This is a genomic window from Kocuria sp. TGY1127_2 (assembly GCF_013394385.1).
Classification (GTDB): Bacteria; Actinomycetota; Actinomycetes; order Actinomycetales; family Micrococcaceae; genus Rothia.
In genome coordinates this window covers 1,111,310-1,126,678 of record NZ_AP022834.1, presented here as the reverse complement: position 1 = coordinate 1,126,678, position 15,369 = coordinate 1,111,310, and the positions used below count along the sequence as shown (strand labels likewise).

Here is a 15,369-nt window from a genome sequence, read left to right as displayed (position 1 = left end):
GTTCGGTTCAGAATAGGAAGTATCGCTGGGTCAGAGGCAGGTCCTCGGCCGGCTCGCACGTGATCGGCTCGCCGTCGACCTTGACTTCGTAGGTTTCCGGGTCGACTGACAACTTCGGTGTCTCCCCGTTGAATCGGAGATCAGCCTTAGTCAGGTTGCGTATACCGTGGCACGTTCGGATGACCTTGTTGAGCCCCAGCAGACGAGGTACTTGAGCCTGGACCGCGACCTCGGACAGGAACGTGATCGAAGACGAAGCCGTCGCCTGTCCGAAGGCTCCGAATGCCTTTCGGTAATTCCGGGGCTGCGGGGTCGGGATCGATCCATTCGGATCCCCCATGGGACCGTGGACCATTTGTCCGCCCTTGATGATCAGATCTGGCTTGGCCCCGAAGAACTTCGGCTCCCAGAGGACCAGATCCGCGAATTTCCCCTCTTCGATCGAACCCACCGAGTCCGAAACGCCGTGTGCGATGGCCGGATTGATGGTGTACTTGGAGATGAATCGCTTGATGCGGAAATTGTCTCCCGCGGTTCCTTCGTCCTCGGCGAGCTTGCCTCGTTGTTTTTTCATCGAGTGGGCTACCTGCCAGGTCCTCAGGACTACCTCACCGACGCGGCCCATTGCCTGCGAGTCAGATGAGGTCATCGAGAAGATTCCCATGTCGTGAAGGACGTCCTCCGCGGCGATCGTCTCTTTGCGAATCCGCGAGTCCGCGAAGGCGACGTCTTCGGGGATGTCGGCTCGAAGGTGATGACACACCATGAGCATGTCGAGATGTTCCTCGATCGTGTTGCGGGTATAAGGCAACGTCGGATTCGTCGAGGCGGGCAGAATATTGGGCTCCGCGGCCAGTTCGATGATGTCCGGCGCGTGCCCGCCACCTGCCCCTTCCGTATGGAAGGTGTGGATGACCCTCCCGTCGATGGCCGCTTTGGTGTCCTCGACGAAGCCGGCTTCATTGAGAGTGTCGGTATGGATGGCGATTTGGACGTCGTACTGGTCTGCTACCTGCAATGAGGTATTGATCGATGAGGGCGTCGCACCCCAGTCTTCGTGAACCTTCAGTCCAATGGCTCCCGCACGGATCTGCTCGCTCAAGGGCGAGACCGACGAACCGTGCCCTTTGCCGAGAATCCCGAAATTCATCGGGAACGCTTCGAACGACCGGAGCATATTGTGAATGTTCCATTCACCGGGAGTGATCGTCGTGGCCTTCGACGATTCGCTGGGTCCTGTTCCTCCGCCGATCATGGTCGTGATCCCTGAGACCAAGGCCGTTTCGATCTGGTCGGGGCTGATGAAGTGGATGTGAGAATCGATGCCGCCAGCCGTCAGGATTTTTCCTTCGCCGGCGATAACGTCCGTCGCAACGCCGATGACGATGTCGACTCCGTCCATGGTGTGAGGGTTTCCGGATTTGCCGATCTTCATGATGTGCCCGTCCCGAACGGCGACATCGGCCTTGTAGATTCCGGTCCAATCGATGACGATGACGTTGGTGATCACCAGGTCGGGAACGCCGACGTCCCTGACCAATTGACCGTTCTGGCCCATGCCGTCACGGATCACTTTCCCACCGCCGAACACGGCTTCTTCGCCCGGGGTCGTGAGATCCTGTTCTATTTCGGCGAACAATTCGGTGTCCGCCAAGCGCACGGCATCTCCGGTCGTGGGGCCGTACAGATTCGCGTATTGGTCGCGGCTCAGTTCAAAGCTCAAGAATTTCTCGGTTCTTTCCAGGCGCTCAGCGCGTTTGATTCGAATAGTCGTCGTCGTCCCGGCTGGGCAGCGGATCCGGGGCGTCGCCGGCCGCCGACTCGTGACGGGCCGGCGTGGATTCGTCCCTCAGCCCCGTCGACTGGGCGGCGTCGAGCGGCCCGTCCACGAGGTCGCGGAACCCATAAACGGTCCGGTCGCCGCCCAAGGCCACCAAATTCACGGTCTTTCGGTCGCCAGGTTCGAAGCGAACCGCGGTCCCGGCCGGAATGTCGAGCCGGAATCCACGCGCAGTGTGCCGGTCAAAGGCCAACGCGCGGTTGACTTCAGCGAAGTGAAAGTGCGAACCGACCTGGACGGGCCGGTCCCCTCGGTTCAGGACGTCGAGGGTTATGGTCTCTCGACCTGAATTGCATTCGATAGGCGACTCTGCGAGTCGGTATTCTCCGGGTATCACGATGAAAGTCCTTTCCTAGCGAATGGGTTGGTGAACCGTGACGAGCTTGGTTCCGTCAGGGAACGTGGCTTCGACCTGGACGTCGGGGATCATCTCGGGGACACCTTCTTGAACGTCGTCGACGGAAAGAATCGTGGCGCCCCAGCTCATGAGGTCGGAAACACTTCGTCCGTCCCTGGCTCCTTCGAGCAATTCGTAAGTGATGACCGCTACGGCCTCCGGGTAATTGAGTTTGAGCCCCCGCGACTGACGTCTCCTGGCGAGATCGGCTGCCACAACGGTCAGCAGTTTTTCTTGTTCGCGGGGTTGCAGGTGCACGGCGATTGCTCCTCGGGCGAAGGAAACCGGCGCATTGGTCGTGCCAAACGCCGGACTATTTAGCGAAACTATGTTTCTCGCTTCTATTATTTACTCCCCGGTTCTGGAAGATTCCTGGAAAACGTTCGAAGAAAATGTAGAGCGTCGGGTTGTCCTCGCCGACCGCATTTCCTGGTATGCTGGTACGCGTTGCCCTCGTAGCTCAGTGGATAGAGCGCTTGCCTCCGGAGCAAGAAGTCGTAGGTTCGAATCCTATCGAGGGCACCATCTGACCCCGTCCCGTTCGCTCGGCGGCGGGGTCAATTCGTATCGATTCAGGTCCATACGGAGGAAATGACATGCTCGGCGGATTTTACGCAGAGCCCGGAGATGCCAATCGCTCTTTCGACCTCTACCCGCCGGCTGGTCCGGTCGTTGGACCCGCTCCACTTCTGATTCACCTTCACGGTGGCGCTTGGCGGTTCGGGGACAAGTCTTCCCTCTTGTATTCCGATAATGGACAGCATCATTGGCGCGAGCGACTTCAGGCCGCTGGCTTCGCGGTGGCTTCCATCAACTACCGGTTGTCACATCGGTCGTTCTTCCCTGCACAGCTGAATGACGCCAAGACCGCGGTACGGTTCTTCCGTTCGCAAGCCAATGAGTTCGACATCGATCCCACCCGAATCGCTGTATCCGGGGCCTCAGCGGGAGGCCACCTCGCCCAGCTGCTCGCCGCGACGCCGGATTCCGGTATCCCCTACCTCGAGGGACAAGGGGGCCTTTCAGAATCCACCGACGTGACCTGCGCCGTGAGTTTCTATGGTGTCAGCGACCTCCGGTCAATTTTCGACGACCGCATGCTATGTGGTTTCCCGGCAGATCACCCCGACGACGACGGTGCAGAACGACGTCTGCTCGGCTCGTCGTACCCCGCGACTCCGGGTTCTCCGGCCGAGGCAGCGTGGGCACGCGCGCACCCTATTGACTATGCTCGTTCGGACGATCTCAGCCCAAACCATCGCCCCGTTTTCTATGTTCACGGAGATTCGGACTCCTGTGTGCCGTGGAAGCAATCCGGCGACGCCCACCGGGCGCTGCGGGGACGCGGCATTTCGACCGCTCTCGAAATCGTGCCGAAGGCCGAGCATTCAGACGCGCTCATCTTCCGGGACGAGGCACGAATCGAGCGCATCATCGGGTGGATCCGTGCCCACTGGGTGACCCCGCGGGACTGACCGTGCCCGTCGGTGCGGAAGGCCGGTAAACTGGGACGCAATATGTCTGATCAGCCCGTAGCATCCGCTTCCGTCCCTCTCCACATCACCTATCCGGAGTCCTTGCCCGTCTCTGCCCGCAGGGAAGACATCATGGAAGCCATCCAGGATAACCAGGTGGTCGTGATCGCCGGCGAAACCGGTTCGGGCAAAACTACGCAGATCCCCAAAATGTGTCTCGAGCTCGGGCTGAACGAGGCCGGTACCATCGGCCACACGCAGCCGCGCCGATTGGCCGCCAGGTCCGTTGCCGAGCGTATCGCCGAGGAATTGGGGCAAAAAATCGGCCAGACGGTCGGCTATCAGGTCCGATTCACCTCCGAGGTCAGTGATCGGACCGCGATCAAACTCATGACGGACGGGATCCTTCTCGCCGAGATCCCGCATGATCCGTTGCTCAAAAAGTATTCCGCGATCATCATCGACGAGGCCCACGAACGGTCCTTGAATATCGATTTCATCTTGGGCTATCTCAAGCGAATCCTCCCCCAGCGCCCTGACCTGAAGCTCATCATCACGTCGGCGACCATCGATCCGGACCGTTTCGCCCGGCATTTTGCTCCGAGCTTCGACCCAGTCGAGGAACGTGCCGAGGACGAGAAACTGCCCGATGACGCGGCGCCGGTGATCGAGGTTTCCGGCCGCACGTACCCCGTCGAGATTCGTTATCGTCCCCTGAGCGGTTCTCCGGAAACTTCGGACGACGAGACCGGCGACGGCCTGGAGGTCGATGACAGGGACCCCTTGGATGCGGTATGCGATGCTGTCCTGGAGCTTAAGAAAGAGGATCCAGGCGACATTCTCATTTTCTTCTCGGGAGAGCGTGAAATCCGCGATGCCGCGGACGCGCTCGAGGATCTGTCCAAACGCGAACGGTCCCTGGCCGGAACCGAGATCCTCCCCCTCTTCGCGAGACTCTCGATGGCAGAACAACATCGGGTATTTCGGCCTTCCGGCAAACCCCGTATCGTGCTGGCGACCAACGTTGCCGAGACCTCGCTGACTGTCCCGGGCATCAAGTACGTGATCGATCCTGGTACCGCCAGGATTTCTCGGTATTCCGTGCGGACCAAAGTCCAGCGTCTGCCGATCGAACGAATTTCCCAGGCCAGCGCGAACCAGCGTTCCGGACGTTGCGGACGTGTTTCGGACGGCATAGCAATTCGCCTCTATTCCGAAGAAGATTTCGATTCCCGCCCCGAGTTCACCGATCCCGAAATACTGCGCACCAATCTCGCATCGGTGATTCTCCACACGATGTCGATCGGCGTCGTGCACTCTCCGGGGGATATGGAAAGATTCCCCTTCGTACAGCCGCCCGCCAAGCGTTCGATCTCCGACGGTGTGAATGTGCTCCGCGAGCTGGGAGCCCTCAAGGATGCGCCCGCCCAAGCGACTCCGGAAAAATTCGATTCACAGCCACGACGCGGACACGGCAAACGAAAGTCCAGGCCCTCGCCGTTGACCGCCGTCGGCCGTCAGCTGGCCGCTTTTCCGGTGGATCCGCGGCTCGGACGCATGATTGTCGCTGCCCAAGATCACGACGTGGCCAAAGAAGTCATGGTTTTGGCCGCTGCCCTGACGATCCAGGATCCCCGTGAAAGACCCACGGAGAAGAGGGCTCAAGCGGATCAGTTCCATGCGCGCTTCAAAGACGATACCTCGGACTTCTCGAGCTATCTCCTGCTCTGGCAGTACCTCCAGGAAAAACAGGAAGAATTATCGTCTTCCCAGTTCCGGAAGATGTGTCAACGCGAGTTCATCAACTTCTTGCGAGTTCGGGAGTGGCAGGACCTCTACGAGCAATTGCGGCAGCTTGGTTCGCGGGCAGGCATCAGAGTTTCCCGCGGGCGCCGGATTCGCGTCGGGGGAAGTGAGGAAGCCGTCCATCGATCTCTTCTGACCGGTCTGTTGAGTCATATAGGCCTCAAGGACGAGCGCAGACACGAATACCAGGGGGCGCGGGGTACCCGGTTCTCCATCTTCCCGGGATCCGGTTTGTTCAAGAAGAACCCGGACTGGATCGTCTCTGCGGAACTCGTGGAAACCTCCAAGCTTTGGGCTCGGGTGAATGCCTCAGTGGATCCTCGATGGGTCGAAGACGCGGCCGGGTCGCTGCTCAAGCGGACCTATTCCGAACCGCACTGGTCGGCCAAGCGCGGTTCCGTGATGGCTTATGAAAAGGCGACCCTATTCGGGGTTCCGGTCGTCACGGATCGACCCGTGAACTACTGGCGTATCGACCCGGTGCTCTCCCGCGAATTGTTTATTCGGAAGGCCCTCGTGGAAGGCGACTGGCGCACGCGTCATCGTTTCTTCCAACGGAACCGAAAACGCCTCGCCGAGATCGACCAGCTCGAAGCGCGGCTTCGACGTCGTGATCTGCGCGTCGATGACGATGTGATCTTCGATTTCTACGACGCTCGGATCCCGGCGGACGTCGTCTCGGAACGTCACTTCGACCGGTGGTGGAAGAGGACTCGTCCGCAGAATGAGCATCTTCTGGACCTCAACCCGGAGAACCTCATCGACGAAGAGGCCCGGGACTACGACGAATCCCAATTTCCTCGCACGTGGGTTCTGCCTACTTCGGATTCGGAGCTCAGGCTGGATCTCTCCTATGAGTTCGCGCCCGCGGCCCCGGGTGCGAGCCCGGAAGCCGATGGCGTATTCGTCCAGGTGCCGATTGTCTTTTTGAATCAGATCCCTCAGGAGCCATTCGAGTGGTTGATTCCGGGGCTGCGGCACGAATTGGTCACGGCCCTCATCAAGTCCCTCCCCAAGGCCTCGCGCAAGAATTTTGTTCCTGCACCGGATGTCGCTCGAGATGCGGTCGAGGCGCTCGAGACAGATTTCGATCCTGCACACGACGAGCTGCTCCCCTCACTCGAGCTGGTGCTCCGTCGGCTCAAGGGACACGTTATTCCCTCTGGGTCATGGAACTGGGACGCCGTTCCGGAACACTTGCGGATAACTTTCCAGGTCCGCGATGCGAAGAACAAACTCCTCGGGGAAGGCAAGGATCTCGCAGCCTTACAGGAGCAACTACGACCTCAGATACGGTCGGCACTGGCCGCTTCGTTGGGGGCCTCTCCGGAAGCCCTCGCTCGTCTGACGGAACAGGGGCGTGCCCCCGAGCCGGCACCGATTCCACAAAACAAGCTCCAGGGGAAAAGCAGTAAACCGAGTTCCGGTCAAGACCCCACGCGGCTCACCCCGGGAGCGGGTGTCGTCGAGGTTTCTGGCCTCAGGGATTGGCCGGAAACGGACGTTCCGCCCAAGATCACCCGGACCATTTCCGGGCAACGGGTCGAGGGATATCCAGCCCTGGTCGACGAAGGCGAGACCGTGGCCGTGCGTGTTCTGGCCTCCGAATCCGAACGGAATCGGGCACAGCGAAAGGCAACGATCCGTTTGCTGTCCTTACGAGTTCCTTCACCCCACAAATACGTGTCGGAACATCTGAAGAACCAGGAAAAAATCGTCTTCACGCAGAACCCCCACGGTTCGGTCGACTCGTTGATCGCCGACTGCACCGTTGCTGCGCTGGACAAACTCACCCCAGAGACCGCGCCCGTCACCCGTCAGGAATTCGAAAGCCTGTTCCACGAAGTCCGAGCCGAACTCATCGATACCGTGTTCACGGTGACGAGTTTGGTTGCTGAGATCCTCAAACAGGCCAACCAGGTGCGCAAACAACTCAAGTCCTCAGCCTCCTTGGCCGTTATCAACAACTTCAACGACATGAAAGCCCAACTCGAGCACCTCGTGTACCCAGGTTTCGTGGCTTCCACTGGTTACGAACGTTTGGTCCATCTCCCGAGATACCTTGAAGGCATGAGTCGCCGCATCGCGAAGATCGGCGAGCGCGTCGGCAAGGACACGACGCTGATGCTTGAGGTCCAGGAACTCGAGGACGAATACGATTCCGCTGCCGAGAAGTACGCGGTGGACGGGGAGGTACCTGCTCAGCTCGCGGACATCGGCTGGATGATCGAGGAGCTCCGAGTAAGCTACTTCGCTCAGGAGCTGGGAACTTCACGGCCCGTCTCCGCCCAACGGATCCGGAAATCGCAGAAGCAGGCTATCGACATGTTGAATCAGTCAGGACGTGCATAACGGTTCCGACGATTCGAAGACTGGCCGGCCTGGCGCAATTCGGCGGTTGAGATACCGCAGGACTGCGGTCAGCCTCCCGTGGGCATCGTCGGATTCAGCCAGGCCGAGCTTCACGAAAACCCTGTGCATGTGTTTCTCGACTCACCCCTCGGTGATGACGAGCCGCTCCGCTATCCCGGAGTTGTGATGCCGCTTAGCTATGAGTTGGAGCACTTCGGTTTCCCTCGTGGAGTCGGGCCGCCCCGAGTCACCCGATCCGAAAATCCTTCGTCTCAGGATACTTCGGCCTCGGAATGCCCGGCTCTGGTCAACACGTCACGAATAGCGGCAGCTGCCTCGTCCATGCTGTCCTGGTCGGGATCATTGTCCACTTGGTCGAAGCTGAATTCCTCGATCGAATTGGTGGGCCACACGTGCAGGTGCGCATGAGGCACTTCGAACCCTTGAATCATCAGGCCTACACGAACGGGGTCGTAAACTTCATCGATGGCCTGCCCGATGGTCTGACAAACCTTCATGAGATGCACGGAAAGGTCCTGAGGCAGGTCAACCCAATGGTCGACCTCTTCACGAGGAACAACCAGGACATGGCCCATGGACAACGGCGCAATTGAGAGGAACCCGACGGCGCGCTCGTCCTTCCACACGAAGCGGGCAGGCAACTCGCCTTCGATGATCTTGGTAAATACCGTGCTCACATTGTCTCCTCGATAGTGATGGATTCCCCGGTTTCCAGGCGGTGGTACTCGCTACCGTACTTGCCCCCGAAGTTGGTCAAGTGATTGGTCAACATGGCTTTGCCGTTTTCGGCTAGAAGCCCGTCATGAAGGGGGTAGGCGTGATGGGGCCGAACCGACGTCAAGAAGTCCACGACCTCGTGCAACTTGTTCCACGGAGCATGAATCGGGACCAAGAGGTTCCGAACCTGGGCCCTGTGCGGAACGATCAGGCTGTCGCCGGGATGATATATGTTGTCGTCCACCAGAAATCCGATATTTTCCACCACAGGCACGAGTGGATGGATCAAAGCATGCTGGCCGCCAAAGGTCCGTATGGCGTACGGTCCGAGGTCAAAGGACTCCTCGCCGTGGACCTCATGGATCCTCCCGGGGTGCTGGACCGACTCGCTCATCTCCCGGGCAACGGGACCAGGTGCGTAAACCTGGACATCCGGCCGTGTATCGAGGTACTCATTGACCGTGTCGCGGTCGTAATGGTCCGGGTGCTCGTGTGTGATGACCACATAATCGACTCCTTCGAGAGCCGTTCCGATCTCCGCAGCATCGGAGAAGTTGCCGGGATCGAAGACGAGAACGGATCCGTCCTTTTCCAGTCGGACGCATGAGTGCGTGAACTTGGTGAGTCGCATAACACCCAGAATATCGTCCTGAGCTGTTCGGGGTAAGGGCAGTGTCGAGCCGTTACGCCCTGGGCGATGCCGAGGATCCATCACACCTAGAATGAGGACAATATGGTGCGAAAGAGCAACCGCACCGTGGGCGGGCATCGGGCCGCCTTCAGACATCGGTAAGAAAGAGGATTGAGGCCGTGGCCGCGCAGCAACCCGCGCACGAAGGATCCGAGGGGTCCGCAGGAGCGCGAATGACCCAGGAATTCCGCAATACTCGGCAGCGCAGAACGGTGGTCGAGGCGTTGGATACTCTGGAAGAATTTCACTCAGCCCAGGACTTCCACCGCATCGTCTCGGATCGAGGAGGCAGGGTTTCGTTGGCCACCGTCTACCGCATCCTCCAATCTCTTGAGGACACCGGCGAAGTGGACGTGGTCCAGTCAGATGACGGCCAAGCCCTGTACAGGAAGTGCCTGGCCGATGATCACCACCATCATCTTCTGTGCCGTCGCTGTGGGGCCGCGGAAGATATCGAAGCCGACGTCGTCGAGCAATGGGCCGAACAGGTTGGATCCAGGTTCGGTTTCACCGAAATCGCACATACCATCGAGCTCACCGGATTGTGCGCTCAGTGCACTCGCGAGGTTGCGCGTTCCTCATCATGAGGTGAGGCGGCAACCGGCATTTTTCTTCCGGACCCCGTCACTCGCCGACGCACCGTTCCCACGATCCGGCAGACGATGTAGATCAAGAAGGAAATGGTTGTGACATAAGGGCTGATGGGCAGAGAGCCCGCCAGCGCGAGCATGATTCCGCCCACGGTGGATATTTCGGCGAAGACGACCGAGAGAACCACGGCCTTGACCGGCGACGCCGTCAGTTGGATCGCCGCCGCTGCTGGCGTGATCAGGAGCGCCAGAACCAGAAGCGAGCCGACCACTTGCACGGACAGAGCAACCGAGATGCCGAGCAACAGCATGAAGACCATTGCAAGGCCTCGCATCGGAACACCCTTGGCGATTGCAACGTCAGGATCGAGACTTGCAAAAGTCAGGGGACGCCACACGATGAGCAACCCGCCGATCACAACGACGGCCCCGATGGCCATCTCGGATACCTGAGCTGCGTCGACGGACACGATCTGCCCCGTCAGGAGCGAAAACTTATTTGCCGATCTGCCTTGGTACAACGAGAGGAACAGGATTCCGAGCCCGAGGCCGAAAGGCATCAGCACACCGATGAATGTGCTGTTGTGGCTTGCCCTGGCCCCAAGGATCCCGATGATCGCCGCGGCTGCGATCGACCCCAGCAATGACCCGGTGATCACGTCCATCCCGACGAGCAGGAAGAATGCGGCACCTGCGAAGGAAAGTTCGGCTATTCCGTGAACGGCGAAAGAGCCGTCACGCATCATCACGAATGTCCCGATGAAGCCCCCGATGAGAGCCAGAATGGCTCCCGCGACGACGGACTGGCTGAGAAGAACAAACAGTTCACCGTAGTCTTCGAAGACAAAAATCCGGCTCCAGAAATCGCCGACGGCGACCAGCGACGGGGCTAGTGCATCAATGAGCATCAGGCTTCCCCTCCGATGTCGTGCGCGTGGCAGTCCGAACCAGAGGCCTCGGAAGCAGATCCGGCGCCCACGACGATATAGCGACCGTCGACCTGGACCACGTTCACCGGTGCACCGTAGACACGCGTGAGGGTTTCCGTGGTCATGACTTCCTCGACGCTGCCCACCGTGAATCGACCGTTGGCCAGATACAGCACGCGGTCGACGTCGTCGATGATCGGGTTGATCTCGTGAGTCACAAAAACCACCGTGGCACCCGACTCCTCTCGGTAGTCTTCTATCAGTCTGCTCACCGCGCTCTGATGGCGCAGGTCCAAGGAAAGCAGCGCCTCGTCGCACAACAACAGCCTGGGCCGGGACGCCAGGGCTTGGGCGACACGCAACCGTTGTTGTTCTCCACCGGACAACAGCCCCACAGGAACGGCCGCGTATTCCGTGGCACCGACGCGTTCCAACGACTCGTCAACACGGGCTCTGCGCTTCCGGGACAGCAGCCCCGGCCCCCAGCGATGCCCGTCCAGTCCCATTCCCACCAGGTCTCGGGCCCTCAATGGGGTATCCGGCGAAAACGGACGCTGTTGGGGCACATAACCGATCTGTGGATTACCGCGCCGCACCGTCTCCCCCAGCACGCGGACTGAACCGCCCGAAAGAGGCAGAAGCCCGAGCAAGGTCTTGAGGAACGTCGATTTGCCCGATCCATTCGGACCCAGGACAGCGAAATACTCGCCCTGGGGAATATCCAGTGTCAACTCGGTCCAGAGGGTGCGCTCCCCAAAGGACAGCGCAGCACGGTCCAGAGCGATGCTCGGAGGCTGCAGTGGGGACACAATAAAACTCCTTGACGAGGCGGTATGTGGTAACAAATACGGTGACGCCGGATTGGGGCCGGCGTCACCGTTCGGGAAGGCAGGTCAGTTTACGACTGGCTGTCCAAGGCAGAGGAAATATTGTCCAGGTTCATGTTCATCCAGCCGACGTAATCCTGGTCATCGGGAAGGGTCTCGGTGAAGGAAACCGTCGATACGTTGTGGTCCTCGGCGTATTTCTTGACGTCCTGGGTCTGCGAAGACTCGGTCTGCGAGTTGAACCCCAGTAAAGCGATGTTACCGGAGTCCAGCTCGTCTTTCAGAGACTTGATCACGGAAGCCGGTGCGTCAGTGTCGCCCTCGATCGCTTCGCAGAAGTCCTGAGGAGTTGCGTCCTTGAGGCCAGCAGCCTGCAGCAAATATCCGGGAACCGGTTCGGTCGCCAAATACTGACGGCCATCGCCCTTGAGCGAGGAGGCTCGCTCCTGTAGCTTTCCGAGCTTATCCCCGAGTTCCTGTTCCCGCTTGGAATAATCATCCTTGTGATCCGAGTCGAGACTTCCGAGTTCGTCGGAAATCTTCTTGCTCACGGTCTCCATGACTTTCGGGTTGTACCAGACGTGCTCGTTAAAGGAGCCGTGATCGTGGTCGTGCTCATGACCCGAGTCGGAATCGTGATCGTGGTCATGACCGCCCGCTTCGCCTGCTCCGGGCAGCCCGGAGAGCTCGACGGCGTCAATCTTCTTTGCATCGGATCCTTCGCTGATGTCTTCCATGAAGGCGTCGTATCCGCCGCCGTTCTCAACGATCAGATCGGCGTCCTTGGCCTTGAGTCGGTCCTGCGCGGTCGCCTCATAGGAGTGCGGGTCCTGGCTGGTGGAATTGATAATGGGTTCGACCTTGACGTTGTCCCCTGCAATGGACTTCACGATGTCGGAATAGACGTTCGTGGAAGTCACCACCGTGATTTTGTCGTTCTCCGAACGACCTGAGGAGCCCGAATCCGAATTCGAGCAACCCGTCAGAGCGACCCCGCCGATTGCGGCGATGGCCACAGCCCTGACCCAGCCCTTACCACGCATGTTTTCTCCTTCTAGGCACCATTCAATAAAAAGCGAACGAATCGCATCTGCAAAAAGTCTACTCAGATGCGAATCGTTCACAATTTAGCGATGGCTTATGCTTCCTTGGTAGGGCGCTTCGCGGTGGCCGCCGTCGCGCCTCGGCCCGAAGTTTTCGGGAGCATCGAACGTGCGCTTTCCTCACGGTAAGAAATTCCGGTGCGTCGATAGTCCATGGCCTGCGTTGAGTCCTTGACCTCACCGATCAACTCCTCCAGCACGTCCTCAAGGAACAGAACGCCGATCGTCTCGCCACTCTGTGCAACGACGCGGGCGACGTGCCCGTGAGTACGTTGCATCGTGCTCAGGGCGTCCTCGACGGTGGTGTCCGGTCGAAGGTTGATCAGCGAACGGACCCTGGTCAACGGGGTGGGCTGGCGATAACGCTCGTCGGGGATCGACAAGACGTCCTTGACGTGAAGGTACCCCAGGTAGCTTCCATCGTCGGATTTCAGCACGAAACGCGAAAAGCCGGTTCGTCCCACGGCTTTTTCAAGGTCGTGGGGAGAGCAGTCTGAAGGCAGGGTGACTAACCGATCCACCGGGACCATGACTTCCCCGACACTTTTTTCCGAGAATTCCAGCGCTCCGGAGAGCATGCCGTCCGCGTCGGTGACCAACCCTTCTGCGGTTGATTCCTCGACAATCGTCTGCAATTCCTCGAGTGTGAACGTAGAAGAGACCTCGTCCTTGGGCTCGACTTTCAGGATCTTTAGAGCCGAATTGGCGAGCCAGTTAAGGAAGACGATGATCGGCTTGACCGCATGAGAAATCATGACCAGCGGCGGGGCCAGGACCAGCGCCGCTTTGTCGGCAACCGAAACGGAGATGTTCTTGGGAACCATCTCACCGAAGATCACGTGCAGGAACGTCACCAAGAGCAGTGCCAACAAGAACCCCACGATGTTCGCCGCCGAGGAAGGAACCCCCAGGTTTGTCAGCGGCCCGGCCACAAGGTGGTGAACCGCGGGTTCGGCAACGTTCAGGATCAGAAGCGAGCAAACCGTGATGCCGAGCTGACAACAGGCCAACATCAGGGACACATGCTCCATGGCCCGCAACGTGGTTTGCGCACGCTTGTTGCCGGCCTCGGCGAGCGGTTCGATCTGGGAACGACGCGCTGACATGATCGCGAATTCGCCGCCCACGAAGAATGCGTTCCCCGCGAGGAGAACTACCAGCAGTGCTAGGGAAACCCAATCGTTCATCGAGTGCTCGCATTCTTTGCCGGGCGGACGGCGTCGATGCTGCCATCCACGGCCCTTACCGGGCCCAGGTCCTCGGTAAGGGTTTCGTCAGATCCGTGCACGGAGGGGGTGAAAAGGATCCGTTCCACACGGCGATGGTCCATTCGCTCGACTTCGAGGATTCCCGTTTCGATCGGCACGGTGTCACCGATTTCGGGGATGCGTCCGAGCCGATCCATCATGAAGCCGCCCATAGTCTCGAAAGCAGGATCGTCGTCGACGTCCAAAGGGGTGACTTTTTCCGTGACTTCATCCGGACGCAGAAGTCCGGGGAAATGCCAACGGCCGTCCGCAGTCTCGAGAACGCCAGGGACGGCGCGATCGTGCTCGTCCGCAACCTCGCCGACGATCTCTTCGACAAGGTCCTCCAGGGTTGTGATGCCCGCGGTTCCGCCGTATTCGTCAAGTACGACAGCCACCTGCAACGCAGCTTCGCGCAGTTGTCTCAACAAGGCATCGAGATGGATGGTCTCCGGGACCCGGAGCACCTCATCCATCAGCGCGCCGGCCTGGACGGTATCTCGCCGGTCAGGAGGCACACCGACGGCCCTCTTGATGTGGACCACGCCTTTCACATCATCCTGGTTCTCACCGTACAACGGGAAGCGAGAATGTCCGGTTTTCCGGGCCTCGGCAATGACCTCGTGGACGTTGGCGGTGGTCGGCAACATGACGACCTGGCGACGGGCAGTCATCACGTCGGAGGCGGTGTGTTCGGAGAAGTTCAAGGTCCGTGCCACGAAATTCGCGGTCCCGACGTCGAGGGTTCCAAGATCGGCGGAACGCCGAACCATGGAGGATAGCTCCTCCGGTGAACGGGCACCAGAGAGCTCTTCCTTCGCTTCGAGACCCATGAGGTGAAGGACTTTGTTGGCGCTACCGTTCATGACGATCACGAAAGGTTTCATCAGTGCGGTGAAGGCAAGTTGATACCGGGCTAGCGCCTTGCCGATCCTGAAAGACTCCGCGATCGAGAGGTTCTTGGGTATGAGCTCACCCAAGGTCATCGACAGGAGGGTCGCAATGAGCATCGAGACGATCAGGGTCGACGCGGATGCAACAGCCGGGGCAATGCCCCACCCGTCTATGGTTTCGGTCAACAGACCTTGGATCCCGACGTCGAGCGTGTAGCCCGTCAACAACGTGGTGATTGTGATGCCCAACTGGCAACTCGACAGTTGCGTGGACAATGATTTTAGGCATTTCAGGAGCGGTTCGGCCTGCCGATCGCCATCTTGAATATGGCGTACGACTGTGGGTTGGTCCAATGCCACGAGTGAGAACTCGACCGCGACGAAGAATCCGGTGCCGAGAATCAGGAGGATGCCGGCCAGAACGAGTAACCATTCCACGGGATCAATTCACCGTCCCGGAAGTGTGGCGGCGCGCAAGAGG

General features: G+C 59.4%; 13 protein-coding genes and 1 tRNA gene. 4 read left to right on the top strand and 10 right to left on the bottom strand.

The window, feature by feature from the left end; translation table 11 throughout:
• Nucleotides 1-7: 7 nt before the first annotated feature.
• From ureC to sake_RS05005, 3 genes are read right to left on the bottom strand one after another with little or no spacing between them, the layout of a single operon-like run.
• Nucleotides 8-1,723 (bottom strand): urease subunit alpha, encoded by a 1,716-nt coding sequence (ureC, locus tag sake_RS05015; RefSeq protein WP_129359917.1) that lies wholly within the window; start codon nucleotides 1,721-1,723, stop codon nucleotides 8-10.
• A 25-nt stretch (nucleotides 1,724-1,748) separates the two neighbouring features.
• Nucleotides 1,749-2,177: an urease subunit beta gene (locus tag sake_RS05010; RefSeq protein ID WP_129359918.1), complete on the bottom strand. Its 429-nt coding sequence runs from the start codon at nucleotides 2,175-2,177 to the stop codon at nucleotides 1,749-1,751.
• 15 nt (nucleotides 2,178-2,192) lie between these two features.
• Complete coding sequence (locus sake_RS05005; RefSeq protein WP_178945560.1) at nucleotides 2,193-2,495, bottom strand: urease subunit gamma; 303 nt, start codon at nucleotides 2,493-2,495, stop codon at nucleotides 2,193-2,195.
• Between the two features lie 191 nt (nucleotides 2,496-2,686).
• On the opposite strand from sake_RS05005, the gene sake_RS05000 reads away from it, so the two are divergent.
• The 3 genes from sake_RS05000 to hrpA all read left to right on the top strand — a co-directional run bounded on the left by sake_RS05000 (nucleotide 2,687) and on the right by hrpA (nucleotide 7,870).
• A tRNA-Arg gene (locus tag sake_RS05000) sits at nucleotides 2,687-2,762 on the top strand.
• Between the two features lie 71 nt (nucleotides 2,763-2,833).
• Nucleotides 2,834-3,712, top strand: a complete 879-nt coding sequence (locus sake_RS04995; RefSeq protein ID WP_178945559.1) for an alpha/beta hydrolase — start codon at nucleotides 2,834-2,836, stop codon at nucleotides 3,710-3,712.
• 42 nt (nucleotides 3,713-3,754) lie between these two features.
• Entirely contained in the window at nucleotides 3,755-7,870 is a 4,116-nt protein-coding gene (gene hrpA / locus sake_RS04990) for an ATP-dependent RNA helicase HrpA (RefSeq protein WP_129359921.1), read from the top strand.
• A gap of 272 nt (nucleotides 7,871-8,142) precedes the next feature.
• Here the strand turns inward: hrpA and sake_RS04985 are convergent, their stop codons facing one another.
• Together sake_RS04985 and sake_RS04980 are read right to left on the bottom strand one after the other, a co-directional pair.
• Nucleotides 8,143-8,568 (bottom strand): HIT family protein, encoded by a 426-nt coding sequence (locus sake_RS04985; RefSeq protein ID WP_129359922.1) that lies wholly within the window; start codon nucleotides 8,566-8,568, stop codon nucleotides 8,143-8,145.
• Nucleotides 8,565-9,239 carry an MBL fold metallo-hydrolase gene (locus sake_RS04980; RefSeq protein WP_129359923.1) on the bottom strand — a complete coding sequence of 225 codons (675 nt, stop codon included), beginning with the start codon at nucleotides 9,237-9,239 and terminating at the stop codon, nucleotides 8,565-8,567. Before sake_RS04980 ends, sake_RS04985 begins: the two co-directional genes overlap by 4 nt.
• A 179-nt stretch (nucleotides 9,240-9,418) precedes the next feature.
• On the opposite strand from sake_RS04980, the gene sake_RS04975 reads away from it, so the two are divergent.
• Nucleotides 9,419-9,886: a Fur family transcriptional regulator gene (locus tag sake_RS04975; RefSeq protein WP_238147629.1), complete on the top strand. Its 468-nt coding sequence runs from the start codon at nucleotides 9,419-9,421 to the stop codon at nucleotides 9,884-9,886.
• Here the strand turns inward: sake_RS04975 and sake_RS04970 are convergent.
• The 5 genes from sake_RS04970 to sake_RS04950 all read right to left on the bottom strand — a co-directional run bounded on the left by sake_RS04970 (nucleotide 9,850) and on the right by sake_RS04950 (nucleotide 15,326).
• Nucleotides 9,850-10,797, bottom strand: coding sequence for a metal ABC transporter permease (locus sake_RS04970; RefSeq protein WP_178945558.1), 948 nt, complete (start codon nucleotides 10,795-10,797; stop codon nucleotides 9,850-9,852). The genes sake_RS04975 and sake_RS04970 overlap by 37 nt on opposite strands.
• Entirely contained in the window at nucleotides 10,797-11,627 is an 831-nt protein-coding gene (locus sake_RS04965; protein WP_371811948.1) for a metal ABC transporter ATP-binding protein, read from the bottom strand. The genes sake_RS04970 and sake_RS04965 overlap by 1 nt, the downstream gene beginning before the upstream one ends.
• An 89-nt stretch (nucleotides 11,628-11,716) precedes the next feature.
• A complete protein-coding gene (locus sake_RS04960; RefSeq protein WP_178945557.1) occupies nucleotides 11,717-12,688 on the bottom strand; it encodes a metal ABC transporter solute-binding protein, Zn/Mn family in 972 nt (323 codons plus the stop codon).
• Between the two features lie 95 nt (nucleotides 12,689-12,783).
• Entirely contained in the window at nucleotides 12,784-13,935 is a 1,152-nt protein-coding gene (locus tag sake_RS04955; RefSeq protein ID WP_129359926.1) for a hemolysin family protein, read from the bottom strand.
• A complete protein-coding gene (locus sake_RS04950) occupies nucleotides 13,932-15,326 on the bottom strand; it encodes a hemolysin family protein (RefSeq protein WP_129359927.1) in 1,395 nt (464 codons plus the stop codon). The genes sake_RS04955 and sake_RS04950 overlap by 4 nt, the downstream gene beginning before the upstream one ends.
• Between the last annotated feature and the right edge of the window lie 43 nt (nucleotides 15,327-15,369).